Source organism: Rhizobium sp. BK456 (genome assembly GCF_014194045.1).
Classification (GTDB): Bacteria; Pseudomonadota; Alphaproteobacteria; order Rhizobiales; family Rhizobiaceae; genus Rhizobium; species Rhizobium redzepovicii.
On record NZ_JACIAO010000003.1, the window covers coordinates 221,628 to 245,429 of the forward strand.

Genomic DNA, 23,802 nt, shown 5'->3' on the forward strand with positions numbered 1-23,802 from the left:
CTTTATCGGTCACAGCGCATTCCCGGCTCGCTGACCTCGCATTCCCGGTCGTTCAATTCCGGCTGCGCAACCAGATATGAGCGAAACATGGTCGTCAGCTGCCTTTCGGCCTCAAGACCATCGGCCGCGGACAAAACGCGGTGGCAGAAGGGCGGGACGGTTCCGTAAAGCGCTGCCGTCAGGGTTTGAGCAAGCAGGCCCGGATCGGCGAAACGGCCGTCCGCTGATGTGGACAGCATCGCCTCGATGGCCCCTGCGCTCCGCCGGACCGCCGCCTCGATCAACGCGCGGGCGTCGAGTTCCATGGCGATGCGATAGAGGGCTGGGGAAATCTCAGCCTGCGCCAACTGCGTTTGAAGATAGGCCTTTACCACGGCCTCGGCGATCAACTCTTTCGCAGCGCACCGGTTTTGATCACGCGCTTTCTCGATGGCGCCGGCCAGCATTTCGAGGTGTCGCTCCAGCACCGCGAAGAGCAAGGCCTGCTTGTTCGGGAAATACTGGTAGAGCGTTCCCACAGAAACGCCGGCACGGCGAGCCACTCGCGTGGTGTTCAGACGGATGAGGCCATCGCTCGACAAAACCTGAAGGGTTGCCTCGAAAATGGCGTCGACAGCGGCGATGGCTCGGCCCTGACGCGGGGATTTCCGGGGGGTTAGCGGTGGCGGAGAGCCCGTTCCCATAAGCGAATCCAAAAGCTGAAGGATGTTTCATATATAACTTCCGGCCCCGCTGCTCCAGCAATCCTGCACGCCATGCCGGGGTCTTCAGACGTAATTTGGAGACGAATGTGGGTAAATTGGACGGTAAAATCGCAGTCATCACCGGCGGCAACTCGGGAATGGGACTGGCGACAGCCAAGCTCTTCGCACGAGAAGGCGCAAAACTCGTTATCACTGGCCGCGATCAGGCGACGCTGGATGCCGCGGCGCAAAGCATCGGCAATGGTGTCGACGCCATCCGCAGCGATATTTCCAGGATTGCAGATATCGATGCGCTTCGCGACCATGTCGTAAGAAAGCATGGTCGCGTCGATATCATCTTTGCGAATGCCGGCGGGGCAAAGCCAAACCTGTTCGAATACATGTCGGAGGAAGAATTCGATTTTTCCATCGCCAACACCTTTAAGGGAACCTACTTCACAGTGCAGAAACTCGTTCGGCTCATGCACTCCGGCGGCTCGATCATCCTCAACACCTCGACGCTCAGCAGACAAGGCCGCCCCTATGTCAGCGTCTACTCCGCGGGAAAGCCGCCATTCGCTCGCTGGCACGTTCGCTGACCGTGGAACTGAGTGAGAAACGGATCCGCGTGAATGCCATGGCTCCAGGCTACATCGATACCGATCAGGCGCGTAAAGCAGGCGTGAGCGAAGAGATGATCGAGCAGACGAAGGTGCAGGTGCATGCTCAAATTCCGATGCACCGCAGCGGCACGGTCGATGAGATCGCCAAAACAGTGCTGTTTCTCGCCTCCGATGACTCGGCCTACATCACAGGCTCTGAATTGTGCGTCGACGGTGGCTGGGCGCAGATCTGACAACGCTTTCCGCGGCTCTCCGTGAGGCGCGGCCTGAAACGGCGGGAGGCCCTCTCGTGTCAGAGGGCGTCGCGCTTGTATCGCGGTGTCCAACCGCGGGTCATTCCGCGGCTCATCGCCCGCTCCGCCAGAGCCAATTGCTGGCGGAGATGTTTGCAGTCGTCGAGCAGCGAGCGGATCGCCGCCTTAGCATTGTCGTCATGCCAGGCCAGCACGGCTTCGACTTCCCAAGCACGATCGGGCCAAGCAGCATCGGGCCAAGCAGGATCAGGCAAGGCCAGATTGGGCGACATGGGATCGGGCTCCTGGATCTTTGCCGGCTGCATCAGTTCAGCGCCAATGGCAATTGAACCGGACGCGGCAAGGGCGGCAGCGGCCGGCTGAGTTCGACCTTTCTCTGCCAGGCGGCGCGGCGCAACTGATCGCGCTCGCGCGCCGCACGCGATGCTTCGACAAGGGCTAGGGCGTTGGCGATCACTTGTTCCGTATGCGTCATGACCATCTCCAATGTTCCTGTTTTGTTCTAATTTAGCCTCTCGGCCGAAAATGTCAAGTCGGGCGGATCTGGCGTTCAGGACAATTGGATCAGGCGGGTGTTCAGTCAGCAGCTTCAATGACGGCGATGCCGGCTTCCTGAGCAGCCCTGATAAAGGATGCCCGCACCTCTTCCGGCGGGAGATCGCCGATAATCGCATCCAGGCAGGACTTCACGGCTTCGAAATAGTCTTCGCCGTCATCGACCGGCCACTCGTGCAGCAGCGTGCGCGCAGCGTCCCACACAGAGTTAATAACGGCATAATGGCCAAGCCCCATTGAGGCCAAGCCGACCGGTCGAAAATTTGCCGTCTGTCTCACTTTGCTACAGCTTTTCCAATTTCGGTGAGCTTACGAGTTAAAGATGCAATTTGCGTGCCGTGGGGTAGGCGGGAGCGGACATTCTCCTCGCCCCCTCCAGCAGGCGCTTTGAGAACATGCAACGCTTGAAGTGCTCTGATCGGCGTCGAGAACCCCGCAACTGGTATCAAACGGCTGATTATGGTAAATATCAGGCTTCTCCTGCCGAGCCTACTCATTAAAAGCCGGCCTTTCCCGAGTATTCTATAGAATTTACAGCAACGCATCGAATTCTCCGGAAGCAACAGCCTTTATATTCATTCATTGATTGTGCCAAAGGTGGACGCGAAAGCGTCCAGATCGTAGAATGCCATCGCTTGCACGCAACGGATCTGGGAGGACACGCGATGCCTATCTTCATGGATCGGCACTTTCTCGAGGGAACGTCGGCGGCCGACGTTGCGCAGGCGCATCGCATGGATCTGGACATCCAAGATCGCTACGGCGTCAAGTTCCTGACCTATTGGTTCGACCAGCGCCGCGGGACCGCCTTCTGTCTCGTGGATGCCCCTGACATGGAAACCGCCCAATGTGTGCATCGCGAGGCGCACGGCTTCGTCGCCGGCGAGGTCGTTGAGGTCGCTTTGTCGGCTGTCGAGGCGTTTCTCGGCCGCATTCATGACCCCGATCCGGCGCCTGGCCAATCCTCCGCCGAGATAGATCCCGGCCACCGGGCAATCCTCTTTACCGATATCGTCGGATCGACCGAGATGACCGCGCGGCTCGGCGACCGCATCGGGACTGAAATGGTGAGAGCCCATGACGCGATCGTGCGCCGATGCCTCGGCCAAAATTCCGGCCGCGAAGTGAAGCACACCGGCGACGGCATCATGGCGGCCTTTTCCGCGACCACTGCCGCCGTCGAATGCGCCATGGCAATCCAGAAGGAATTCCAGCTTTACAACGGCGGAAACACCGAGCCGATCCATATCCGCATCGGGCTGGATTGCGGCGAGCCGGTCGAGGACAGTAACGATCTGTTCGGCTCGACCGTACAGCTCGCCGCACGCCTCTGTGCGGCCGCATCAAGTGACCAGATCCTCGTCTCAGAGAATATTTTTAGGGAATACGGCGCCGCCGATCTCTTCGGTCACGCCTCGCGCCGGCGGCTCAAGGGCTTTTCGAAGCCTGTGATGGTGTTCCGCTGCGACTGGGCGAATGACGAGCTTGCTTGAGATTCCGTCGAGCCTGCGACCACCGGAGGACATCTGTCTCTCGTAGTGAGTGTCATGACGCTTTCTGGCGAAGAATAGGCGGCCGCCGAGCAGCCTGAACGCAAGACGCGCCGCACATGACGTGACGGCGCGCCCCCTGCCTACTCACTATCATCAGGCATTCCCGATATTTCGATCCCCCATTAGTTGCTCGAATTTGGGGGCGCCCTCGACTTTGGCGAGCACACCCGACATCTTCAGAAAACGCCGGAAATTCTCGCGCGCAGCGCTCAGCGGGAAACGGCCGCTGGCCGTGTCCCTGCACGCCTTCAACAGCGTGTCATATGCCAGACCTCGTTTGTCCTGCGGCCATTCATCCAGAAAATCGAAGATTTCATCGAGACATGTGATCTCCGCGATGAAATGCTGACGATGAAGCAAAACCGGATCAAACCGAGTTTCCGCCATAGTATCCTCCCATTTATATTACTTTTTTATGGGATAATATTACTGAAAAACCTTGATTTATTCAAGACAAAATCACCTGCCTTTAGCCAAAAGCATCCGCAACTACTTCCATAACGGCAGAATAGCCCGATCAGCTTATCTTGAGTGAATTGGTCAGCGATCTAGGTTCAAAAGCACCAAGATCTAGATTGATTGATCCATCGCACACGTGTTCAGCCAAACATGATCAATCGCGCCGTAAGTTTGGTATAGGCTCGTGAGCGGCATGGCAGAATGCGACCAAGATCAACTCCACAAGGGAGAGCCCAGATGAACCGATTTCTGACTTTCGTAGCCGTCGGCGCACTGCTTTGTGTGTCCGTGATCACGTCTTCCTGCACCTCGCCCGGCAAGCACGATCGTGAAGATTTCCAGTATCAACGGGACACGTCGATCAACCCGGCTTGCGCAGGTGGTTTCAGACCCGGCAACGCCCGCTCGTGCAGTTATTGAAGGTCTGGGCCGCAGACCTTCGTTCAGCGCCTCGCTGCGATTGCCGGACCGCCGAAGCAAGCTGCTGCCGGGCCCCGCCTTGCGGGAGAGCAGTCGCGGCATCATTGCGTCGAGGAGAAGCGCGAGACGGCAGTAGGAATGGTTAGGGAACCGCAAGCCCCGCCGCGCAGTTAAGCCAGCGGGTCACGGTTGGCTCAATTCAAACAGGAGAGCGTTCCCAATGAACAATTTGATCTGGCTTGTCGGCGCTGTCGTCATCGTGCTCGCAATTCTGAGCTTCTTTGGCTTTCGCTGATTTAAAGACCTTACCGATGTAAATTGTGGCGACGGGCCTTCTCTCCATTCAGATGGAGATGGGACCCGCTGGCGCCAACGGATCGATAAGCTTCGGAGCGACTTGTCTCTGTTGGCTTGACGTGACTGGGCCTATTTGCGCGCCTTGTCCGCCAAGGTCGATCTAAGATCCGCTGCCCTTTCATCGACAATCCACCGAATGTCTGTCGGATAGGCTACATCACCCCGCCGGCGCGCTTCCCAGAGCCGACTATCTCGCCAATTCCTTCAGCCAGCCGCGCCCCTGGGAGGCTTTCGGCATCAGCCGCCGGACATGGGAGCGCCGCGGCAAACCCGTGCCGGGGACCGAGGCGATATCGGATTGCGGTTCGATGCCACTGGCCGCTTAGACTAGGCCGCAGTCTTTTCGGCATTAGCCAGGTGGTCCGAACCAGGTCGTCATCGCCTCGTGGAGACCATCCGGCTTGCCCTCGCCCACCCACGCCACATAGCCGTCGGGCCGGATCAGCACTGCGGCTGGGGCAGAGACCGCGCCCAACGCCGGCAGCTCCCATGCGCCATCATAGCTGGCCTCAACCAACTGGACGCGGGCCGACCACGGCGTGATGTCAAGGCTGCTGGGTGTGCCGAAATTCAGAAGCGCTGCCCGCGCATTTCGGAGCAGCGCATTGACGCGCAACGGGCCATCGGGCGTGATGAGGTCGAGGTCGGGCATGCGGCGGCCGAGCAGCGGGTGGCCCTCGCCGAGATCGTAATGGATGGCCAGTCCGGACATTTCGGCGGCGATCTTTTTGCGCGGCTCGTCCATGGCGAGGAGTTCCAGGACGATGTCCCGCAAGGCTTCGCTGCGGTCATCGGTCCGTTGCAAGGCGACCTGCGCCATCGTCGTGCGCAGCACGCGGGCAGCCACCGGATGGCGCTCGGCGTGATAGCTGTCGAGCAAGCTTTCCGGCGATATTCCCTTCACCACCTGCGCCAGCTTCCAGCCGAGATTGACGGCATCCTGCACGCCGGTGTTGAGGCCCTGCCCGCCCACTGGAGAATGCACGTGCGCGGCATCGCCGGCCAGGAAGATGCGGCCCTTGCGATAAGCCTCCGCCTGCCGCGACATGTCGGTGAACCTGGAAATCCACCTAAGGCTATGGATTCCATAATCCGTGCCGCATGTTTCGATCAGGGCTTGCCTGAAATCGCTGAGCATCGGCTCGGCCGTGCCGCCGGCACTCTTTTCCGTCACCATGACATTGACCGGGCCTTCGCTGGCAAAGACGACCTTGCCGTCGCGAATTTCATATTCCTCGCGGCCGAAGGCGTGCAGGCCGAGCACTGTGCGATGGACGCCGAGCGGCGGCTCCACCTCCATCTCGGCCTCGGCGAGAATATTGCTGGTGGTCGCATCCCATCCCGGAAATTCAATGCCGGCGATCTTGCGAACCAGGCTGCGGCCGCCATCGCAGCCGACGAGGTAGCCTGCCCTGAGCTTGAAATCATCGGAAAGTTCGACGGTGACGCCGGTGTCGTCCTGTACGAATCCGGTCAACTCGCAGCCACGATAGATCGTCACCGGCAGTTCGCCGACCCATCCGGCCAGAATGCGCTCGATATGCTTCTGCCGCAGCGCCAGCCCGTAATTGTGCCGGGTCGGAAAATCGCTGATATCGAGCCGCGTGACCGCAAACCCGGTAACCTGGGCGATCTGCCCTTCCGCGAGGAACCGGTCGACCACGCCGCGCTGATCGAGAACCTCAAGCGTGCGCGCGCTGAGACCGCCGGCACGCGAACCGACGATTTCCTGGTTCGGCCGGCGTTCGACGATCGCGACGTCGACACCTACCAGGGCCAATTCGCCCGCCAGCATCAGCCCCGTCGGCCCTCCTCCGGCAATCACGACAGCATGTTCTCTCATCCGCAAACTCCTCGGTTTGGATGTCCAGGCGCGATATAGGAGTTCAGGTGCTACCGGGAAGCCAAACTGATCGGGCTGGCCTGTTGTCGGTTTTGCCTGTCGCAGGTTGTTCCCTATCAGGCTGGCTCGTGAGCCCGCTCACAAAGCCATGCGCAGAGTTGCCTGGGCGCGAGACGGGAGTCGTCGGCGCGCATCAACGCGAAATGCCAGGCCGGCCCGGTCAACACATATTGAAAGGGTGCGATCAGCAGTCCCTTTTCCAAAAGCGGTCGAAACAAGGACGGCGACAACAGCGCCACGCCGACACCTGCCACCGCCGCACTGGCATCCAGTTCGTGCGTGGGATAGTCGACCATCACGAACCGCAGAGCCGGCGGCGTCTCGCATTGAGCGCCCCTGAACCAGGCATCCCAATCCGGGTGCGGCAAAAGCTCGAAATCGGCCAGCTCATTCGGCCTATTCAGGGTTCTTGTTCCAAGCAGAGAGGGCGCCAGCATCGGAGTTGCCTCAACCGGCGCGAGCCGATACTCGTCAAGCCCTTCCCATCCGCCACGCCCTGTCCGTATGGCGACGTCAAATGCGCTGGGATCGCGAATATCGGCGGAGACATCGACCTCGATCGGTGATGTTCCTCCTGAGTGATATCGTGACAGCCGGGGTGCGAGCCAACGCGAGGCGAATGTCGGAGGCGCTGTCAGCCGGAGCGGCGGCATGGCCGCCTGGAACTCGTCAAGCGCGCCGGCAATGCCATCCAATGCCGTCCGAATTCGGCCCGCCAGAACAGTGGCAGCAGCCGTCGGGACAACGCGGCGCCCGGCGCGCTGGAACAGCGACTGGCCAAGGTCGGCCTCCAACGTACGGATACGCAGGCTGACTGCCGCTGGGGTAAGGCATAAACGCTCTGCCGCGCGGGCAAAGCTGCCGACAGAAACGCACGCTTCCAGAATTCGCAAGGACTCCAACGGCGGCCGCATAATCTCTTCGCTTTTCATAAGTTTTTCTTGTGATGCTCACAAGCAAAGCGCGTTTTGGCGACAGAGCGCTTGCGGCTAGGGTTGAAGTCAACGATAGGCGATCTGACATGACCCTGCAATCTCGGCCCTTATTCAGACTTTTCATGACACTTCAGCCGGCCCTGGAGCTCGGCCAGACGCCGGCCGGAGGCCGCCGCATATTTTCCGTTTCCGGTGGATATTTTGAGGGCGAGCGCCTGAAGGGCGAGGTGTCGCCGCTGATTGGCTCCGATCTGCTGCTTGCGCGCGCAGACGGCACGTTTCAGCAGGATGTCAGGCTCCTGCTCGTCGCCGATGACGGCGATCTGATCTTGATGACCTATCGCGGCATCAGGCGCTCCACCGCGGCCGTTGATGAGCGTCTGGCACGCGGCGAAGCGGTCGACGCCTCCGAATATTATCTGCGGACAACTCCCTGGTTCGAGACGGCCGCGCCACGGCACGCGTGGCTCAACCAAATCGTCGCGGTTGCGCAGGGCGGACGGTGTCCGGGCGGCGTTGAGTATGACGTATTTGAAATTCTCTAGATGTGCTCCTAGGCCATCGGCGATGGGTAAACATCAAGCCGCAACGGCTTCTTTCAGCGGAGGCTGATTCCGTGTCGCAGGTAATTCTCCCTATAAATAAAGACCCTACTGGTTGGAACGACTTGCGACAGGGGTTTCTGCCCTGCTTTCCAAAGCCATGTTGCTTGCCGCTTGCTGCCTTCTTGCCGTGGAACCCGAACTTTTCAACACGACCAGACCGGGTTGGAAGCCCGTGTGGCAGGCACTCTCCCGGCCACCGTTTGTTCTCGAGGGGCGATCAATCAAATAGTTGGTGTGATGTGCCTCAATGCGGAGCCGCGGTTTTTTGCGGAATCGTCTCAGCCGCTGGTCGCTCGGACGGATCGGCGGGATGGCCATAAATCGTGTAGGCGGCGCCCGCCAGAACGCCCAAGACGAGAAGGGCGAGTACGTACAACATCATTCCGCGGATGGCTGTTTTCGGTGTCTTGTCCATTGGGATCTCCAGGATTGCTCAGTGCTCAAATTCACTGCGCGCGCTTCTGGTTCCGAGAATGGAGGTCTGTCGATGATCGCTTTTCTCACATGCCAGGTTGCGCTTCATCGAAGGCGCGACCGGCGCGCACAAGCCGCCGGCGAATGCCGGCGGCTTGAGATAGGCGATGTCTCTCTGATTACCAGGGCTGGCGGCCGTACCAGTCGTCTATGTCTCTCTTCGCACGGTCTTTTTCGTAACCGTAGCGCTCCTGGATCTTGCCTTCGAGCTGATCGCGCTTGCCAGCGATAACGTCAAGGTCATCGTCAGTGAGCTTACCCCACTGCTCCTTTACCTTGCCCTTCATCTGCTTCCAGTTACCTTCAACACGGTTCCAATCCATGGGTATTTCCTCCTATCGTTGGAATAGAAGAACGGGGATGGAGGTTAAGTGTTCCGATCCATAAATGGACAACCCGAAAGATGCAGTCACCCGGGAACAATCAGATCCAGATCCAGTTTAACGTGCACCCTTGTCCGTAGCGGAGGCGACGATGTGGGCAATCCTGATCGGTGCGGCTCTCATAATTGGAGGACTTCTTTTTCTCTTTCGGTCGACGCCCAGCCGAAGGCCGAGTGACTCGCGCCAGATGCCGCAAGGCGGCAGCACACTGGAACCGCGGCACCAGGGCCTCAGGTTCCTGGGCGTATCGCAAAATTGGCCGGCCCTGGCTGTGATTGCGGTTGGCGTGCTTCTATTGGCTTTTGGCGGATATTCATGACCACCGGCTATGTGTGTCCCACCCCGCACGGTTGAACCAGGCGACCAGCAGCGCCATGAATCGGTCGACCAATTAGACCGACCGTGCGACTGTGCGGTCGTCGCAAAAGCCGCACGCAACACCAGTATCTAATTGATTTTATGGTGAGAGCGTCGGGGTTCGAACCCGAGACCTACTGATTAAAAGTCAGTTGCTCTACCGGCTGAGCTACGCTCTCCCTCTCCGCGGGTGAAGCACCCCGGCTGGAAGTGGGCGGAACATAGGCAGGCGACCCATTGCGGTCAACCGAAAAATTCAGCTTTTTCCGGCAGTCGGCACATTTCTTGCGGACGCAAGGCACATGACGAGAAAATCGGCGGTGAGCTTGTCATCGAATCCTTGGCGATGCTCTGCGACCCGTGAGAAAACCGCAAGATCGGTCGAGCGCATCAGGCCGGCCTGCGCTTAGTTGATGCTGCCACGGAGAACAGACGGATGAAGGCGGCGCTTCAAAACTACCATGCCCGGATGCAGCGGGTGCTTGACTACATAGACCGCCACCTGGACGACGATGTGGACCTGGAAACGGTGAGCGGCGTTGCGGCATTCTCGAAGTTTCACCTCCACCGGCAGTTCACGGCGACCTTCGGTCTGTCTGTGCATCGCTATGTCCAGCTTGCCCGGATGAAGCGCGCTTCGCACCGGCTGGCCTACAGGGATGCGCAAAGCGTCACCGAGATAGCGATGGATGCCGGTTACGACGCACCGGATGCCTTCGCCCGCGCCTTTCGGCAACGGTTCGGGCAATCGCCTTCGTCGTTCCGGAAGTCTCCCGAATGGGAGCCGTGGCTTGCGGCCTTCGGGCCTCTCGATAACGCTAGGAGCAAGCGCATGCAGAAGAATTTTACCACTGACGACGTGACGATTCGATATGTGCCGCCGACGCCGGTGGCGATCATCGAGCATCGGGGCGACCCGACGACGCTCGGCGCCACCATCCAACGGTTCATCGTCTGGCGCACGGCCGCAGGCCTGCACCCCAGGACAAATCCGACCTTCAACGTCTGGCGTTCCGAGCGGCGTCCCGCCTCGCCTGCAGATTATAGCGTGGACCTTTGTGTCGGGACCGATCAGCCGATCGCGGCGAACGGCGATGAGATCAAGGCCGGCGAGATCCCCGGCGGACGCTGCGCCGTGCTGCGCGTCGTCGGCAACACCGATAATCTGGAGCCCGCCGCGCTCTATCTCTATCGCGACTGGCTTCCGCTGAGCGGCGAAGAAACTCGCGATTCCCCGATCTATTGCCAGCGGCTGAGCTTCTTTCCGGAGGTGCCGGAGCATGAGGCGGTTGCGGAATTGTTTCTGCCGCTGAAATAGCGCTCTCTGGTGGCGGCCTGTCGCTTCTGATCGCAAGATACGGACAGGCCGCTATCCCCCCATTTGCGGCTCAGGGCTCGCCAAACGCAAAAAGGTGATTGGCAATCCACGGCCTGCAAAGCTAGGAACATCATGCAGATTGCAGCCGGAGAGAATGCGTGTCGATTGCCGATATTTCCCTGTGGAGCGCGCTGATTGCCGGGGCGCTTTCCTTTCTGTCGCCCTGCGTGCTTCCCCTCGTCCCACCCTATCTCTGCTATATGGCCGGCATTTCAGTCGAGCAGTTCCGCGGCGGCGGTGCGGTTGCCGTCTCGCCGGACGTCCGACGCGGCGTGTTGTTTTCCGCTCTGCTCTTCACGCTCGGTTTTGCCACCGTCTTCGTGGCGCTTGGCGCCGGCGCCTCCAGCATTGGCATGGCGCTTCGCCAGCATCTCGACCTGTTGTCGAAGCTCGGCGGTCTGATCATCATCGTCATGGGGCTGAATTTCCTCGGCCTTTTCCGAATCGGCATCCTGGCCCGCGAGGCGCGCTTTCAGGGTGGCGGCAAGCCGGCGACGTTGACGGGGGCCTATATCATGGGCCTTGCCTTCGCCTTCGGCTGGACACCCTGCATCGGCCCGGTGCTCGGCGCGATCCTCGGCGTCGCCGCCTCGCGCGAGACGGTCGGCTCCGGGGCCGGGCTGCTCGCCGTCTATTCGCTCGGCCTTGCCATCCCCTTCTGGATCGCCGCCGGCTTTTCCGGTGCCTTCATGCGCTTCCTGTCGCGCTTCCGCCGCCATCTCGGCACGGTGGAAAAGGTGATGGGCGTCTTCCTCGTGCTGACCGGCCTCGCCTTCCTGTTCGGGTGGGTCAGCGATGTGGCGATCTGGTTTCAGCAGACCTTCCCGATCCTGATGCAGATCGGCTGAAGCGCGCCCGGTCGGTCGATCCGCGCCGGTTGTCCGACGCCGGTACCCTGCATGACAGGACCTATGCCGTGGTATAGGCCGCCCTCTCCCTCGACCCATCCGCCCTTACCTTCGACCCAATCGATCGAAAACACGCCTCGATGTAGCGTCGTCGATGCCGTGTTTAAGCGGCGGTCAGAAGGAGACAAACATGAGCCTCGCGACAAATATGAGCCTGGAAGACACCTCACATCCCGGTGGACCAGGGCCCGGTGAACTGGTTCCCTCGCGCTACGCAGTGCAGATCGGCGAGATCGAGGTGCTGGTGATCAGCGATGGAGTGCTGCCGCTCCCCACCACGATGTTGGCGCACAATGCCGAGCCTGCGGTGCGTGAAGCCTGGCTGAACCACATGTTCCTGCCGCAAGACTCGCTGGATTGGCCACTAAACGTGGTGGTGGCGCGCAGCGGCGGGCAGACCATACTTCTCGATGCCGGGCTCGGCCTCGACCCGGACCTGCACTTGCCGCGGGCCGGGCAGTTGATCAAGCGACTGGAGGATGCCGGCGTCGATCTTGCATCCGTGACCGATGTGGTGTTGACCCACTTGCACATGGACCACATCGGCGGGCTTCTCGTGGACGGGGTGAAGGAGCGGCTGCGCCCCGACCTCAGGATCCACCTGGCGGCGGCCGAGGTGAAGTTCTGGGAAGCGCCCGATTTCTCCCGGACCCGCATGCCGCCGGGCTTCCCGGATGCGCTTCGGGCGACCGCCAAACGGTTCGTGAACGAGTACCGCAGCCACCTGCGGCTATTCGATGACGAGTGCGAAGTGGCGCCAGGCGTCGTCGCCCGCCGCACCGGCGGCCACACCCCCGGGCACAGCGTGGTTCGCCTGGCCTCCGGCGGCGACCGGCTGACCTTCGCCGGCGACGCGGTGTTCGCCGTCGGCTTCGACCAGCCTGACTGGCATAACGGCTTCGAGCATGACCCCGAGGAAGCGGCGCGCGTCCGGGTCGCTCTCCTGCGGGAACTGGCGGCGACCGGCGAACTACTGGTGGCCACCCACCTGCCCTTCCCCTCCGTCTGCCATGTGGCGGTTGAGGGCGAAACCTTCCGCTGGGTGCCGGTCTTCTGGGATTACTGACCGCTCTCTGGTCAGGTCTGCAACAAAAGGCGCCCCGCCTGTAGAGCGTTTCCGTCTTTCCCTCGAATGACGAAAACGCTCTATCGATTTGTTTTGCACAACTCCCGAGACCAAACCGCTACACAGTTTCGCTGGAATTGCTTAAGTCAGATCCTGACCCGCCGATCCCCGCGCACTGGAAGACCTCTTGGCCGATATCCTCAGCCTGCTCCTGCCGTTCTTCGGCCTGATCCTCATCGGCTATGCCGCCGCCAAGGCGACGAAGCAGCCGGCCGAAGCGCTGGGATGGCTGAACACCTTCATCATCTATGCCGCCCTGCCCGCCTTGTTTTTCAAGCTCGTCTCGCGCACGCCGATCGAAGAGCTGACGCGCATCGATTTCATCGTCACCGATATCGCCGCGACCTATGCGGTGTTCACGCTGCTGTTCGTCATCGGCCGCCTCGTGCGCCGCAATTCGCTTGCCGACTGCACCATCCAGTCCTTTGCCGGCGCCTATGGCAACATCGGTTATATGGGGCCTGGTCTGGCGCTGCTGGCGCTCGGTGAAGGTGCCGCCGTGCCGGTGGCGCTGATCATCTGTTTCGAGAACGCGCTGCATTTCATCGTGGCGCCGGCGCTGATGGCGGCGGCCGGCGACGACAGGCGTTCCGCCGGACGGCTTGTCGCCGATATCGCCCGCAAGGTGGCGCTGCATCCCTTCATCCTGTCGACGGCGGCAGGTTTTGCGGTCGCCGCCCTGCATCTCGACCAGCCGCTGGCGTTTCAGCGCCTGGTGGATTACCTCGCCCAGGCGGCCGCGCCCTGCGCTCTGTTTGCCATGGGCGTGACGCTGGCGCTGCGGCCGCTGAAGCGCATCCCGGCCGAAATCTCATATATCGTGCCGGCTAAGCTGATCCTACATCCGATCGTGGTGTTCCTGGCGCTGACTGCCGTCGGCGGTTTCGAGCCGGTGTGGATCCAGGCCGCGGTGCTGCTCGCCTCGCTGCCGACGGCGACCAATGTCTTCGTCATCGGCCAGCAATATGGCGTGTGGCAGGAGCGCGCCTCGGCGACGATCCTGATCACGACGGTGCTTTCAGTGGCGACGGTTTCGCTGTGGCTGATCGCGATCCGCTCAGGCCTTCTTCCGCTTCAGCTTTTCCCGTAGCGCATCGGGAATATCGCGGAAGCCCCGGCCGGGCTCGATGCCTTCGCGCATCACGATGCTGCGCAGCGGCGGAATGGCCGAGAGGATATGCAGGCCGGCGGCCCGTAGCATCTGCACCGGCAGGAAATCCGAGAGCAGCGAGCGGTTGAGAAGATCGACGCTTGCCGTGCGCGTCATGATGTCGGCACGGCGCTTGTGGTCGAAACTTTCGCCGGCATCGGCTGGCACCGGCAATTCCGCCCTGTCGCAAAGGATGTCGGTCAGCGCCATGATATCGCGCAGGCTGAGGTTCAGCCCCTGCGCCCCGATCGGCGGGAAGACATGGGCGGCCTCGCCGATCAGCGCGATGCGTCCCTTGCCGAAACGATGCGCCATCATGCCCGACAGCGGCCAGAGCTGGACGCCCTCCTCCACATCGACTTTGCCGAGCATGGACTGCATCTGCGCCTCGACAAGCCGGCCGAGTTCGACAACCGGCAATTCCATGCGGGCGGCCGCCTCAGCCGGATCCTGCACCCAGACGAGGCTCGAGCGGCTTCCCGGCAGCGGCACCTGGGTAAAGGGGCCATGTTTGGTGTGGAATTCGCTCGAGATGTTCTGGTGCGGCAGGGAATGGGCGAAATTCAGCACCATGGCCGATTGCGGATAAGACCACTTGCGCACGCCGATCCCGGCCGTCTCGCGCAGTTTCGAGCCGCGACCATCGGCGCCGACGGCAAAATCGGCGAAAAGCGTCTCGCCGCCGGCTAGTGCGATCAACACTTTCTCGGCCGAGATCTCGATCGATTCGGCCATATCGGTGAAGCGGGCGATATTGCCCTCGTCGGCCGTGGCCTGTTCGAGGATCGCGGTCAGCGCCTTGTTGGGGAAATTATAGCCGAAGGCATCGAGGCCCACTTCGGCGGCGCGGAAGGTGGTGGTCGGCGCGCGCAGCAGCCGGTCGGTGCCGTCGATGATGCGCATGCTGGCAAGAGGTGCCGTCGCCGGGCGGAGCTTGTCCCAGAGCGCCAGCCGATCGAGAAAGCGGATCGACTGATCCATCAGCGCCGTGGTGCGCCGGTCCTCCTTTGCGGCAACGGGCGCCACCAGCGCCACGCTGCGGCCGCCGCGGGCGAGCGCGATTGCCGCGATCATGCCGGCGAGACCGCCACCGATCACCGCCACTTCGAATGTCTTCATGCTACCGTTCCGTCATCGTGAAAAGACGGAGCGGCCGCTTATGCGGCCGGCTTCGCCTGACGGCGCCAACTATAGCCCTTGCCGGCTTCGGCGTCACGCACCGCCGGCTGATAATGATGGGGAATGGCGGGAAGACGGTTTTCGGAAAGCCGCTTCAGCGCCGTGGCATTGCTGACAGCAAAACTGTCGATGCCGACGCGCTGCATCAGCGGCACCTGATCGATCAGCACGTCGCCGACGGCGCGCAGCTCGTTGGTATAGCCGAGACGCTGGCGCAGCAGCGAGGCATGGCTGAAGGCGCGGCCGTCGTTGAACGCCGGAAAGGCGACGGCAACGATGTCGAGGCGGGATAGATAGGGCTCTAGCCGGCGCACGTCGTCGGCCGGCTTGATCAGCACGCCGAGGCCGACATCATTGCTTTCGTCGGCCTTGGCGATCAGTTCGTCGAGGCCGAGCAGCGGCTTCTGCTGCCCGCTCGCCTTCACCTCATCGGTCTCGATCACCCAGGGATCGTTCTCGACAAAACCGGTCTCTCTCCAGATCTTCGTCATCATCGCCTCCTTACGCCGCTTCCGCGGCGGCGCCATAGAGCGCGGTCTTGAAAGGCTGCGGTCCGACGCGGCGATAGGCAGCAAGGAAGATTTCGGACGGATCGAGGCGCAGGCCGAGATAGGTGTCGACGATCGTCTCGATCGCGTCCGTCACCCGGTCCGGCTCGAAGCCGCGGCCGATGATTTCACCGATCGAGGTATGTTCGTCGCCGGAGCCGCCAAGCGTGATCTGGTAGAGTTCGGCGCCCTTCTTCTCCACACCGAGCAGGCCGATATGGCCGACATGGTGATGGCCGCAGGCATTGATGCAGCCGGAGATCTTGATCTTCAGCTCGCCGATCTCGGCCTGGCGTTCGGCGCTGCCGAAGCGGCGGGAGATTTCCTGCGCCAGCGGAATGGAGCGCGCATTGGCGAGCGCACAGTAGTCCAGCCCCGGACAGGCAATGATATCTGTGATCAGGCCGGCATTGGCTTCCGCCAGATCGATAGCGACGAGACCGCGATAGACGGCTTCGAGATCGGCCAGCGCCACATGCGGCAGGATCAGGTTCTGCTCGTGGCTGACGCGGATTTCGTCGAAGGCATATTCCACGGCGAGATCGGCGATCGCATCCATCTGCGCGTCGGTGGCATCGCCCGGAATACCGCCGATCGGCTTCAGCGAAATCGTCACCATGCCGTAATCGGGGTTCTTGTGCGGCTGCACATTCTGCTGGACCCAGCGGGCGAAAGCCGGATCGGCCTTCTTCCAGCGGGCGAGGTTTTCCCAGCCCTCGGCGCGCTGAGGCAGGTCAGGCAGCGCGAAATAGCTGGTGATCGCCTCGACATCCTGTTCCGGCAGTTTCAGCTCACTATCCCTGAGCGAGGCGAATTCGGCCTCCACCTGGCGCGTCAATTCCTCGGCGCCGGTTTCGTGCACCAGGATCTTGATGCGGGCCTTGTATTTGTTGTCGCGGCGGCCATGCAGATTGTACACGCGCACGATTGCCGTGGTGTAGGAGAGCAGATCCTCCTCGGGCAGGAAGTCGCGGATCAGCTTGGCGATCATCGGCGTGCGGCCCTGGCCCCCGCCCACATAGACGGCAAAGCCGATCTCGCCCTTGTCGTTCTTCTTCAGGTGCAAGCCGATATCATGGACCTGGATGGCGGCGCGATCGCGCTCGGCGCCGGTGACGGCGATCTTGAACTTGCGCGGCAGGAAGGAGAATTCCGGATGGACCGACGACCACTGGCGGAGGATTTCGGCATAAGGCCTGGGATCGGCAATCTCGTCGGCGGCTGCACCGGCGAAGTGATCGGCGGTCACGTTTCTAATGCAGTTGCCCGAGGTCTGCAGCGCATGCATCTCGACGCTGGCAAGATCGGCGAGCGCATCGGGGATTTCCGACAGCTTCGGCCAGTTGAACTGCAGGTTCTGGCGCGTGGTGAAATGGCCATAACCGCGGTCATAGGTGCGGGCGATATGGGCGAGCATACGCATCTGGCGCGCGCTCAGCGTGCCATAGGGAATGGCGATGCGCAGCATATAGGCATGAAGCTGCAGGTAGACGCCGTTCATCAGGCGCAGCGGCTTGAACGCATCCTCGGCAAGCTCGCCGGCAAGGCGGCGCTGAACCTGGTCGCGGAACTGCTCGACACGCTCGCTGACAAAGGCATGGTCAAATTCGTCGTAACGGTACATCGTCTTCCTCAGACTGCAATGAATTCGGGATCGGCCGGAGCGTAGCCCGGTGCATATTCCATGGTCGGACCTTGCGCACGGATGCGCTCACGAAGGCGAAGCGGCCAGAGAATACCGTCAGTTTCCTGAACGTCGACGACGGCGACGTCAACCACCTCGTTGTCGGCATAGGACTTCTTGCCGATCGCCTCCAGCGCTTCGACGGCTTCGTTATGACGGGCGACAAGCGCCTCCTGCAGCGAGGTGGACCATTTCCCGTTCGCATCCAGCCAGACGGCAATGCCGTCCGTCAGCCGGTTGGCCGTCAGAACCTTGTCTACCATATTCAGCTCCTTGCAAGTTCCTCGAGCCGGGCGTTCGCACGCACCAGCGGCTCGGACAGTTCGAAATTGGCGCCGGCAACCGCATCGCCGATAATGACCATGACTGGTCCCGTCAACTCGTCACGGTGCTGCAGATCGGGAAGATCGGCAAGCGTGCCATGCAGCAGACGGCGCTCCGCGCGGCTGGCATTTTCGATAACGGCGACTGTGGTCTCGGAGGGAATGCCGGCCTGCATCAGCCGCTCGGCGACCGAGGCGGCAACCGTGCGGCCCATATAGACGGCGATCGTCGCGCCCGAGACGGCAAGGCTTGCCCAATCGGGTAGCACGTCGCCGGTGAGATCATGGCCCGTGGTGAAGACGAGCGAGGAGGCAACGCCGCGTAGCGTCAGCGGCAGCTCGAAATCGGCAGCAGCGGCGAAAGCCGAGGTGATGCCGGGCACGACCTCATAGGTGATGCCGGCAGCGCGCAATGCGGCCATCTCTTCGCCTGCCCGGCCATAGACCAACGGATCGCCCGACTTGAGGCGGACGACGCGCTTTCCCTGGCGGCCGAGCTCGACCAGAAGCTCGTTGATCTCTTCCTGCGATTTCGAATGGCAGCCCTTGCGCTTGCCGACGGAAAGCCGCTCGGCGTCGCGGCGGCCCATATCGACGATCGCCTGCGGCACGAGCGCGTCAAAGACGATGACATCGGCTTCCATCATGACCCGCTGGGCGCGCAGCGTCAGCAGATCCTCGGCGCCTGGGCCGGCGCCAACCAGCCAGATATGGCCGGCGACCTTGTCGATAGACCTTAGCAGCCGGTCGGCGGCATGACGGGCCTGCGGCAGGTTGCCGTTGGCGACCGCATCGGCCACAGCGCCTGAGAAGAAGCGGCGCCAGAAGACGCGGCGGGAAACGCCGCGTGGCACCAGTTGTTCGACGACCTTGCGGTAGCTCGTTGCGAGTGCAGCAAGCCGCCCGAGCGAGGGGGAAAGAAGCTGATCGATCTGCGCCCGGATCATCTGCGCCAGAACCGGCCCTGCCCCTTCGGTGCCGATCGCTACAGCGACCGGGGCGCGATTGACCAGCGCCGGGGTGAAGAAATCGCAGTAATCGGGCTGATCGACGGCATTGGCCGGAATTCGGGCGGCGCGGGCGGCATCGACGATCTCGCGATCCTCGGCTTCATCGCCGGTGGCGGCGAAAACCAGTGCCGAATCCGCGACCTGCTCGGCGGAAAAGCCGGCGCGTACGGTCTCGATGCGGTTGGCAATCAGGAAGGCGTGATAATCGGCTTCCGGCCTGTCGGCATAGGCAACGATCCGCGCCCGCGTGTTGAGCAGCAGCCGCACCTTGGCGAAAGCCTCGTCGCCATTGCCGAAGACAGCCGTCTTCTGGCCTTCCACGCGAAAGAAGGCTGGAAATACCGAAAGCTGCTCAGTCTTGGGAGACATCATCAATCCACTTCGAAGTTGCCAGAATATGCCCGTGATCGACAAGGGATTGAAGGAACAGAAATTCGAAAGCCCCAGCAAGCGCGTATTCTTTTGCTCGCGTCGTCGGCGATTTGAGAAAAGTCACCCGTGCTGACGAAAACCACCTGATCCCACTCTCTTTGCTGCAGCGCAGTATAAAGCCTGTGACAAACGGCGTCCACCGGCGTTTGGCGCATTTCGCTCGCGCCGCCAAGACGATAGACTGAGGGAAAACCGGAGACGCCAATGCCTGACAAGACGATCGCCGCCCGCCTGCTTTCGGTCATCGAGAACGATATCCTGCCGCTGACCGAGCACGGCGTTTCCTTGGGCAACAAGGTGTTCGGCGCGGCGATCCTGCGCAAATCCGATCTGTCGCTCGTCGTCGCCGAGACCAATAACGAGTTGGAGAACCCGCTCTGGCACGGCGAGGTGCATACGCTGAAGCGCTTCTACGAACTTGGCGAGAAGCCGGCGACCAAGGATCTGATCTTCCTGTCGACGCACGAACCCTGCACCATGTGCATGTCGGCGATCACTTGGGCGGGCTTCGACAATTTCTATTACTTCTTCAGCCATGAGGATTCCCGCGATGCCTTCGCCATTCCGCACGACCTGAAGATCCTCAAGGAGGTCTTCGGACTTGAACCCGGCGGCTATCGCAGGCAAAACGGCTTCTGGAATAGCTTTGCCATCGCCGATCTCGTCGAGACCGAAGAGGCTCAGCCGAAGACCGCGCTCATGGCGCAGACCGCGCGCATCAAGGCCCGCTACGACGCGCTTTCCACGACCTACCAGTCGTCGAAGAGCGCCAACGATATTCCCCTTAACTGAGTCCCGCTCAACTGAGGCACCATGGACCCTTCCAAAGATATTTCCCGGCTGATCGAGATCATGGCGGCATTGCGCCATCCCGAGACCGGCTGCCCCTGGGACATCGAGCAGAATTTTGAGACGATCAAACCCTATACGATCGAGGAAGCCTATGAGGTCTCCGACGCGATCGAGCGCGGCGATATGGACGATCTCTGCGACGAGCTGGGCGACCTGCTGCTGCAGGTGGTATTCCATGCCCGCATGGCCGAGGAGGCCGGCGAATTCTCCTTCGGCGACGTCGTCAACGCCATCACCACCAAGATGATCCGCCGCCACCCGCATGTCTTCGCCCGCTCGGCAGCCGACACGCCGGACGCGGTGAAGATTCAGTGGGACGAAATCAAGCAGGCGGAAAAACGCGATCGCGCCGAGCGCCGGGCAAGGCGCGGGATCACCGAAGATTTCAAGGGCGGCTTCCTGGGATCGGTGCAGCGCAGCTTTCCGGCTTTGACGGAAGCGCTGAAGCTGCAGGAACGCGCCGCCAAGGTCGGTTTCGACTGGTCGGCGCCCGAGCCGATCCTCGACAAGATCGAGGAAGAGATTGATGAGCTGCGGGTGGCGCTGAGAGACGGTGATCGGGCAAAAGTCAGCGACGAACTCGGCGACCTGATCTTTGCGGTGGTCAATATCGGCCGGCATGTGAAGGCCGATCCAGAACAGTCGCTGCGCGGAACGAATATGAAATTCCGGCGTCGTTTCAATCACATCGAGAATGTTCTTGATGCAGCAGGCGAGACACTGGAAGCGGCCAGCCTGGAGCGGATGGAGGAGATCTGGCAGGCGGCGAAGGCGATTGAGCGGGCTGTGATCTCGGGCACTGAGTGAGCACTCGGCGGCATCGCCTCTCGGCCCATCTGACACGGGATATTCACTTGCTTTGAAAAGAGTGGTTCACCGCGCAGACGCGCGGTGGCTGGATTCCTGTGACAGGCACAGGAATGAGGGAGGGTGAGTTTGGCGCCTTCCAAGTCCTTGAGCGCGAACGATTCAGTGGCTGGAGCCCAGAGAGAATAGGTGCCTTACCGCTCCCAATCTTCCTTCGAAGCCTTCGGCCCACTGCCGATGCGGCGTTCGAGTTCGGTCGCTTCGGTTTCGGAGAGGCGCAGATCGAGCGTGATCGAGCCGTCTTCATTGTCCTCGCGGCCGTCGACGATCGCGTGGTCGTAGAGCCAGGGCAGCAGCGCCAGCTTATCGACGGGAAGGCGGACTGTGGTTTCGGTCATGACGCCGGAAAGCCGGCGGCTGATCTCGTCCATCAGCGTGTCGACGCCCTCGCCGCTGACGGCTGAGACGGCTACGACATTGCTGGCGCCTGTTGATTTCTGCACCATGGTGTCGTGCACCTCTGGCTCCAGCCGGTCGATCTTGTTCCAGACCTCGATCAGCCGCTTCGCCGCTTCGGCCTCGTCGATGCCAAGATCACCAAGGATGCGCATCACGTCGGAGCTTTGGGCCTGATTGTCGGGATCGGACATATCCCGGACATGCAGGATGAGATCGGCTTCCAGCACCTCTTCCAGCGTCGCCCGGAAGGCGGCTACCAGATGGGTCGGCAGGTCGGAGATGAAACCGACGGTGTCGGACAGGATGACGGTGCGGCCGTGCGGCAGCTTCATCCGGCGCAGCGTCGGGTCGAGCGTGGCAAAGAGCATGTCTTCGGCCAGCACGCCGGCGCCGGTGATGCGGTTGAACAGGGTCGACTTGCCGGCATTGGTATAGCCGACGAGCGCCACGATCGGGTGCGGCACCTTGCGGCGCTTGGCACGGTGGAGCTGGCGGGTGCGCACGACCTGCTCCAGCTCGCGTTCGAGCTTGATGATGCGGTCCTGAAGCAACCGCCGGTCGGCTTCGATCTGGGTTTCGCCGGGGCCGCCCATGAAGCCGCCGCCGCCGCGCTGGCGTTCAAGGTGGGTCCAGCTTCTGACCAGCCGGCCCTTCTGATAATTCAGATGGGCGAGATCAACCTGCAGCGTGCCCTCCTTGGTGGAGGCGCGGCGGCCGAAGATTTCGAGAATGAGGCCCGTCCGGTCGATGACCTTGGCGTTCCATTCCTTCTCGAGATTGCGCTGCTGCACCGGTGTCAACGGGTGATCGACGATTACGAGACCGGAATCGCGCTCATCGAGCAGCGCCTTGATTTCCTCGATCTTGCCGGTGCCGAGCAATGTCGCCGGTCGCGGGTCATTGACCGGCACGATCGAGCCGCTGACGACGTCGAGGTCGATCGCCTGGGCAAGGCCCGTCGCCTCTTCGAGGCGGCTTTCCGGCGTGCGGGTCGAGGCCGATTCGGTCTGACCGCCGCGGCTGCGCGATTTCAGAACCGGCACGACGACGGTCGCGCGCATGTCGTCCCTGTGCTTGGCGGCCTCAGGGATGATCGAATCGTTCTTGGTATCGCGTGTCGAAATGACGGCTGATCCTGTTAGGACGCTGCTTCTTCGCTCTCGAACATCTGCATGGGCTGGCCCGGCATGATCGTCGAGATCGCATGCTTATACACGAGCTGCGAATGGCCGTCACGGCGAAGAAGAACACAGAAATTGTCAAAAGACGTAACAACGCCCGTGAGTTTCACGCCGTTGATCAAAAAGATTGTCAGGGAAATCTTTTGCTTGCGAACAGTATTAAGAAATAGATCCTGAAGATTCTGAGAACGTTCCGCCATCGCGCCGCTTCTTTCTTTATTGCCGACCTGAGCTGGCCGGTGGAGTATCAATCAATCTCACCATGAAAGACCGGTGGCACCCTCATTCCACCCGTCCAGCAAATCTTGGTATCAAATCGCAATCTTTTCCGCAACGTCGAAAAAGGCTTCGCGGACTTTCTGCGAAACGCTGCCCGGATGACCGTTGGCGATCGTCTGGTCATTGACGGAAACGACCGGAAAACAAATACTTGTGGCTGCGGTGAGGAAGACCTCGCGAGCCGCGAGCATCTCGGCAACCGAGAAATTCCGCTCGGCGATTTCAAGGCCGAGCTTGGCTGCGACATCTATTAAGGTGGTGCGGGTAATGCCGCGCAGGATGCCGTGTTCGGCCGGCCGCGTCACCAGCATTCCCTCGGAATCGACGATCCAGACATTGGTCGCCGCTCCTTCCTTCACCATGCCGTGGCCATCGACATAGATGGCCTCCTGGGCGCCGACCTCCTTGGCCTGCTGGCGGGCCATGGCATTGGGCAGCAGGCCGACGGACTTGATATCGACGCGGTCCCAGCGGTTGTCGGCGAGCGTGATCGCCTTGATGCCATTGGCGTTCTTGGCGGCGATGATTTTGGGATCGGTGCTCTTGGCGGTGATGACAAGCGACGGCGGCGTCCCCTTGGCCGGGAAGACATGATCGCGCCGCGCGACGCCGCGCGTTACCTGCATATAGAAAAGCCCGTTGCGGACATGGTTGCGGCGCAGTGTCTCGCGGATGACCTGTGTCAGCGCGGCCCGGCCCATCGGCCAGGCGATGCTGAGCTCACCCAGCGACCGGTCGAGACGGTTCAGATGGCGGGTGAGATCGACGATATAGCCATGGCGGACCTCGCAGACCTCGTAGACGCCGTCGGCGAACTGGTAACCGCGATCCTCGATATGCACGCTGGCATCGGAATGCTTGACGTAACGGCCATTCACATAAGCAATTCTCGGCATGGGAAACCCGGTCTTGCAGAAAGCGATAG

The 23,802-nt window shown here is 61.4% G+C and carries 27 protein-coding genes, 1 tRNA gene and 1 pseudogene; 11 read left to right on the forward strand and 18 right to left on the reverse strand.

Annotated elements, in window-relative coordinates:
- Positions 1-2: 2 nt before the first annotated feature.
- Positions 3-683 carry a TetR/AcrR family transcriptional regulator gene (locus tag FHX03_RS10650; RefSeq protein WP_183853594.1) on the reverse strand — a complete coding sequence of 227 codons (681 nt, stop codon included), beginning with the start codon at positions 681-683 and terminating at the stop codon, positions 3-5.
- 158 nt (positions 684-841) lie between these two features.
- Here FHX03_RS10650 and FHX03_RS10655 point away from each other — a divergent pair.
- Positions 842-1,539 (forward strand): annotated as a pseudogene (locus tag FHX03_RS10655) (SDR family oxidoreductase).
- 59 nt (positions 1,540-1,598) lie between these two features.
- Here FHX03_RS10655 and FHX03_RS10660 read toward each other — a convergent pair.
- The 3 genes from FHX03_RS10660 to FHX03_RS10670 form a co-directional block, all read right to left on the reverse strand.
- A complete protein-coding gene (locus FHX03_RS10660) occupies positions 1,599-1,865 on the reverse strand; it encodes a hypothetical protein (RefSeq protein ID WP_097625409.1) in 267 nt (88 codons plus the stop codon).
- Positions 1,865-2,035 (reverse strand): hypothetical protein, encoded by a 171-nt coding sequence (locus tag FHX03_RS10665; RefSeq protein WP_010069037.1) that lies wholly within the window; start codon positions 2,033-2,035, stop codon positions 1,865-1,867. The genes FHX03_RS10660 and FHX03_RS10665 overlap by 1 nt, the downstream gene beginning before the upstream one ends.
- 101 nt (positions 2,036-2,136) lie before the next feature.
- Entirely contained in the window at positions 2,137-2,394 is a 258-nt protein-coding gene (locus tag FHX03_RS10670; RefSeq protein WP_003586584.1) for a DUF982 domain-containing protein, read from the reverse strand.
- 386 nt (positions 2,395-2,780) lie between these two features.
- Here FHX03_RS10670 and FHX03_RS10675 point away from each other — a divergent pair, with 386 nt between their 5' ends.
- A complete protein-coding gene (locus tag FHX03_RS10675; protein ID WP_183853596.1) occupies positions 2,781-3,608 on the forward strand; it encodes a nickel-binding protein in 828 nt (275 codons plus the stop codon).
- 153 nt (positions 3,609-3,761) lie between these two features.
- Here FHX03_RS10675 and FHX03_RS10680 read toward each other — a convergent pair whose 3' ends face one another.
- The gene (locus FHX03_RS10680) at positions 3,762-4,055 is read right to left on the reverse strand and encodes a DUF982 domain-containing protein (RefSeq protein WP_097612589.1); all 294 of its coding nucleotides are present in this window, start codon (positions 4,053-4,055) and stop codon (positions 3,762-3,764) included.
- 309 nt (positions 4,056-4,364) lie between these two features.
- Here FHX03_RS10680 and FHX03_RS10685 point away from each other — a divergent pair, with 309 nt between their 5' ends.
- Positions 4,365-4,547 carry a hypothetical protein gene (locus tag FHX03_RS10685; RefSeq protein ID WP_097625407.1) on the forward strand — a complete coding sequence of 61 codons (183 nt, stop codon included), beginning with the start codon at positions 4,365-4,367 and terminating at the stop codon, positions 4,545-4,547.
- A gap of 706 nt (positions 4,548-5,253) precedes the next feature.
- Here the strand turns inward: FHX03_RS10685 and FHX03_RS10690 are convergent.
- Complete coding sequence (locus FHX03_RS10690) at positions 5,254-6,747, reverse strand: FAD-dependent monooxygenase (RefSeq protein WP_183853598.1); 1,494 nt, start codon at positions 6,745-6,747, stop codon at positions 5,254-5,256.
- A 116-nt stretch (positions 6,748-6,863) separates the two neighbouring features.
- Positions 6,864-7,721, reverse strand: coding sequence for a LysR family transcriptional regulator (locus FHX03_RS10695; RefSeq protein WP_183853944.1), 858 nt, complete (start codon positions 7,719-7,721; stop codon positions 6,864-6,866).
- 107 nt (positions 7,722-7,828) lie between these two features.
- On the opposite strand from FHX03_RS10695, the gene FHX03_RS10700 reads away from it, so the two are divergent.
- Positions 7,829-8,287, forward strand: a complete 459-nt coding sequence (locus FHX03_RS10700; RefSeq protein ID WP_097625405.1) for a DUF3237 domain-containing protein — start codon at positions 7,829-7,831, stop codon at positions 8,285-8,287.
- Between the two features lie 304 nt (positions 8,288-8,591).
- On the opposite strand, the gene FHX03_RS10705 is transcribed toward FHX03_RS10700, so the two are convergent.
- Together FHX03_RS10705 and FHX03_RS10710 are read right to left on the reverse strand one after the other, a co-directional pair.
- Positions 8,592-8,762: a hypothetical protein gene (locus FHX03_RS10705; protein WP_165503887.1), complete on the reverse strand. Its 171-nt coding sequence runs from the start codon at positions 8,760-8,762 to the stop codon at positions 8,592-8,594.
- A 178-nt stretch (positions 8,763-8,940) separates the two neighbouring features.
- Positions 8,941-9,144, reverse strand: coding sequence for a CsbD family protein (locus FHX03_RS10710; RefSeq protein WP_097625404.1), 204 nt, complete (start codon positions 9,142-9,144; stop codon positions 8,941-8,943).
- 151 nt (positions 9,145-9,295) lie between these two features.
- On the opposite strand from FHX03_RS10710, the gene FHX03_RS34395 reads away from it, so the two are divergent.
- Entirely contained in the window at positions 9,296-9,523 is a 228-nt protein-coding gene (locus FHX03_RS34395; protein WP_246699220.1) for a hypothetical protein, read from the forward strand.
- A 141-nt stretch (positions 9,524-9,664) separates the two neighbouring features.
- On the opposite strand, the gene FHX03_RS10715 is transcribed toward FHX03_RS34395, so the two are convergent.
- A tRNA-Lys gene (locus FHX03_RS10715) sits at positions 9,665-9,740 on the reverse strand.
- Positions 9,741-9,997: 257 nt separating this feature from the next.
- On the opposite strand from FHX03_RS10715, the gene FHX03_RS10720 reads away from it, so the two are divergent.
- From FHX03_RS10720 to FHX03_RS10735, 4 genes are all read left to right on the forward strand, one after another.
- Positions 9,998-10,879: a GyrI-like domain-containing protein gene (locus tag FHX03_RS10720; RefSeq protein WP_183853599.1), complete on the forward strand. Its 882-nt coding sequence runs from the start codon at positions 9,998-10,000 to the stop codon at positions 10,877-10,879.
- A gap of 158 nt (positions 10,880-11,037) precedes the next feature.
- The gene (locus tag FHX03_RS10725) at positions 11,038-11,787 is read left to right on the forward strand and encodes a cytochrome c biogenesis CcdA family protein (RefSeq protein WP_097625401.1); all 750 of its coding nucleotides are present in this window, start codon (positions 11,038-11,040) and stop codon (positions 11,785-11,787) included.
- Positions 11,788-11,977: 190 nt separating this feature from the next.
- Positions 11,978-12,913: an MBL fold metallo-hydrolase gene (locus FHX03_RS10730; RefSeq protein ID WP_165503886.1), complete on the forward strand. Its 936-nt coding sequence runs from the start codon at positions 11,978-11,980 to the stop codon at positions 12,911-12,913.
- A gap of 187 nt (positions 12,914-13,100) precedes the next feature.
- Positions 13,101-14,063 carry an AEC family transporter gene (locus FHX03_RS10735; RefSeq protein ID WP_097625400.1) on the forward strand — a complete coding sequence of 321 codons (963 nt, stop codon included), beginning with the start codon at positions 13,101-13,103 and terminating at the stop codon, positions 14,061-14,063.
- Here the strand turns inward: FHX03_RS10735 and FHX03_RS10740 are convergent.
- From FHX03_RS10740 to cysG, 5 genes are read right to left on the reverse strand one after another with little or no spacing between them, the layout of a single operon-like run.
- On the reverse strand, positions 14,031-15,242 hold the full coding sequence (locus FHX03_RS10740; protein ID WP_183853601.1) for a UbiH/UbiF family hydroxylase: 1,212 nt from the start codon (positions 15,240-15,242) through the stop codon (positions 14,031-14,033). The two genes, FHX03_RS10735 and FHX03_RS10740, sit on opposite strands and share 33 nt — an antisense overlap.
- 38 nt (positions 15,243-15,280) lie before the next feature.
- Positions 15,281-15,793 carry a DUF934 domain-containing protein gene (locus tag FHX03_RS10745; RefSeq protein ID WP_097625468.1) on the reverse strand — a complete coding sequence of 171 codons (513 nt, stop codon included), beginning with the start codon at positions 15,791-15,793 and terminating at the stop codon, positions 15,281-15,283.
- Between the two features lie 10 nt (positions 15,794-15,803).
- On the reverse strand, positions 15,804-17,474 hold the full coding sequence (locus FHX03_RS10750; RefSeq protein ID WP_183777713.1) for a nitrite/sulfite reductase: 1,671 nt from the start codon (positions 17,472-17,474) through the stop codon (positions 15,804-15,806).
- An 8-nt stretch (positions 17,475-17,482) separates the two neighbouring features.
- Positions 17,483-17,797: a DUF2849 domain-containing protein gene (locus FHX03_RS10755; RefSeq protein ID WP_064838392.1), complete on the reverse strand. Its 315-nt coding sequence runs from the start codon at positions 17,795-17,797 to the stop codon at positions 17,483-17,485.
- 2 nt (positions 17,798-17,799) lie between these two features.
- Positions 17,800-19,236, reverse strand: coding sequence for a siroheme synthase CysG (cysG, locus tag FHX03_RS10760; RefSeq protein WP_097625467.1), 1,437 nt, complete (start codon positions 19,234-19,236; stop codon positions 17,800-17,802).
- 267 nt (positions 19,237-19,503) lie between these two features.
- On the opposite strand from cysG, the gene FHX03_RS10765 reads away from it, so the two are divergent.
- Together FHX03_RS10765 and mazG are read left to right on the forward strand one after the other, a co-directional pair.
- Positions 19,504-20,091, forward strand: a complete 588-nt coding sequence (locus tag FHX03_RS10765; protein ID WP_097625397.1) for a deaminase — start codon at positions 19,504-19,506, stop codon at positions 20,089-20,091.
- Positions 20,092-20,112: 21 nt separating this feature from the next.
- A complete protein-coding gene (gene mazG / locus FHX03_RS10770; protein ID WP_183853603.1) occupies positions 20,113-20,958 on the forward strand; it encodes a nucleoside triphosphate pyrophosphohydrolase in 846 nt (281 codons plus the stop codon).
- A 194-nt stretch (positions 20,959-21,152) separates the two neighbouring features.
- Here mazG and hflX read toward each other — a convergent pair whose 3' ends face one another.
- The 3 genes from hflX to FHX03_RS10785 form a co-directional block, all read right to left on the reverse strand.
- A complete protein-coding gene (hflX, locus tag FHX03_RS10775) occupies positions 21,153-22,478 on the reverse strand; it encodes a GTPase HflX (RefSeq protein WP_097625395.1) in 1,326 nt (441 codons plus the stop codon).
- A 77-nt stretch (positions 22,479-22,555) separates the two neighbouring features.
- Positions 22,556-22,798: an RNA chaperone Hfq gene (gene hfq, locus FHX03_RS10780; protein ID WP_003539403.1), complete on the reverse strand. Its 243-nt coding sequence runs from the start codon at positions 22,796-22,798 to the stop codon at positions 22,556-22,558.
- 111 nt (positions 22,799-22,909) lie between these two features.
- Complete coding sequence (locus FHX03_RS10785; protein WP_097625394.1) at positions 22,910-23,773, reverse strand: D-amino-acid transaminase; 864 nt, start codon at positions 23,771-23,773, stop codon at positions 22,910-22,912.
- Positions 23,774-23,802 lie beyond the last annotated feature (29 nt).

Excerpts from the sequence above, each read along its gene's own strand:
- FHX03_RS10650 (WP_183853594.1), bottom strand. The coding sequence starts at position 683 with ATGGGAACGGGCTCTCCGCCACCGCTAACCCCCCGGAAATCCCCGCGT.
- FHX03_RS10660 (WP_097625409.1), bottom strand. The coding sequence starts at position 1,865 with ATGCAGCCGGCAAAGATCCAGGAGCCCGATCCCATGTCGCCCAATCTG.
- FHX03_RS10665 (WP_010069037.1), bottom strand. The coding sequence starts at position 2,035 with ATGACGCATACGGAACAAGTGATCGCCAACGCCCTAGCCCTTGTCGAA.
- FHX03_RS10675 (WP_183853596.1), top strand. The coding sequence starts at position 2,781 with ATGCCTATCTTCATGGATCGGCACTTTCTCGAGGGAACGTCGGCGGCC.
- FHX03_RS10680 (WP_097612589.1), bottom strand. The coding sequence starts at position 4,055 with ATGGCGGAAACTCGGTTTGATCCGGTTTTGCTTCATCGTCAGCATTTC.
- FHX03_RS10685 (WP_097625407.1), top strand. The coding sequence starts at position 4,365 with ATGAACCGATTTCTGACTTTCGTAGCCGTCGGCGCACTGCTTTGTGTG.
- FHX03_RS10690 (WP_183853598.1), bottom strand. The coding sequence starts at position 6,747 with ATGAGAGAACATGCTGTCGTGATTGCCGGAGGAGGGCCGACGGGGCTG.
- FHX03_RS10695 (WP_183853944.1), bottom strand. The coding sequence starts at position 7,721 with ATGCGGCCGCCGTTGGAGTCCTTGCGAATTCTGGAAGCGTGCGTTTCT.
- FHX03_RS10700 (WP_097625405.1), top strand. The coding sequence starts at position 7,829 with ATGACCCTGCAATCTCGGCCCTTATTCAGACTTTTCATGACACTTCAG.
- FHX03_RS10705 (WP_165503887.1), bottom strand. The coding sequence starts at position 8,762 with ATGGACAAGACACCGAAAACAGCCATCCGCGGAATGATGTTGTACGTA.
- FHX03_RS10710 (WP_097625404.1), bottom strand. The coding sequence starts at position 9,144 with ATGGATTGGAACCGTGTTGAAGGTAACTGGAAGCAGATGAAGGGCAAG.
- FHX03_RS34395 (WP_246699220.1), top strand. The coding sequence starts at position 9,296 with ATGTGGGCAATCCTGATCGGTGCGGCTCTCATAATTGGAGGACTTCTT.
- FHX03_RS10720 (WP_183853599.1), top strand. The coding sequence starts at position 9,998 with ATGAAGGCGGCGCTTCAAAACTACCATGCCCGGATGCAGCGGGTGCTT.
- FHX03_RS10730 (WP_165503886.1), top strand. The coding sequence starts at position 11,978 with ATGAGCCTCGCGACAAATATGAGCCTGGAAGACACCTCACATCCCGGT.
- FHX03_RS10740 (WP_183853601.1), bottom strand. The coding sequence starts at position 15,242 with ATGAAGACATTCGAAGTGGCGGTGATCGGTGGCGGTCTCGCCGGCATG.
- FHX03_RS10745 (WP_097625468.1), bottom strand. The coding sequence starts at position 15,793 with ATGACGAAGATCTGGAGAGAGACCGGTTTTGTCGAGAACGATCCCTGG.
- FHX03_RS10750 (WP_183777713.1), bottom strand. The coding sequence starts at position 17,474 with ATGTACCGTTACGACGAATTTGACCATGCCTTTGTCAGCGAGCGTGTC.
- FHX03_RS10755 (WP_064838392.1), bottom strand. The coding sequence starts at position 17,797 with ATGGTAGACAAGGTTCTGACGGCCAACCGGCTGACGGACGGCATTGCC.
- cysG (WP_097625467.1), bottom strand. The coding sequence starts at position 19,236 with ATGTCTCCCAAGACTGAGCAGCTTTCGGTATTTCCAGCCTTCTTTCGC.
- FHX03_RS10765 (WP_097625397.1), top strand. The coding sequence starts at position 19,504 with ATGCCTGACAAGACGATCGCCGCCCGCCTGCTTTCGGTCATCGAGAAC.
- mazG (WP_183853603.1), top strand. The coding sequence starts at position 20,113 with ATGGACCCTTCCAAAGATATTTCCCGGCTGATCGAGATCATGGCGGCA.
- hflX (WP_097625395.1), bottom strand. The coding sequence starts at position 22,478 with ATGCGCGCGACCGTCGTCGTGCCGGTTCTGAAATCGCGCAGCCGCGGC.
- hfq (WP_003539403.1), bottom strand. The coding sequence starts at position 22,798 with ATGGCGGAACGTTCTCAGAATCTTCAGGATCTATTTCTTAATACTGTT.
- FHX03_RS10785 (WP_097625394.1), bottom strand. The coding sequence starts at position 23,773 with ATGCCGAGAATTGCTTATGTGAATGGCCGTTACGTCAAGCATTCCGAT.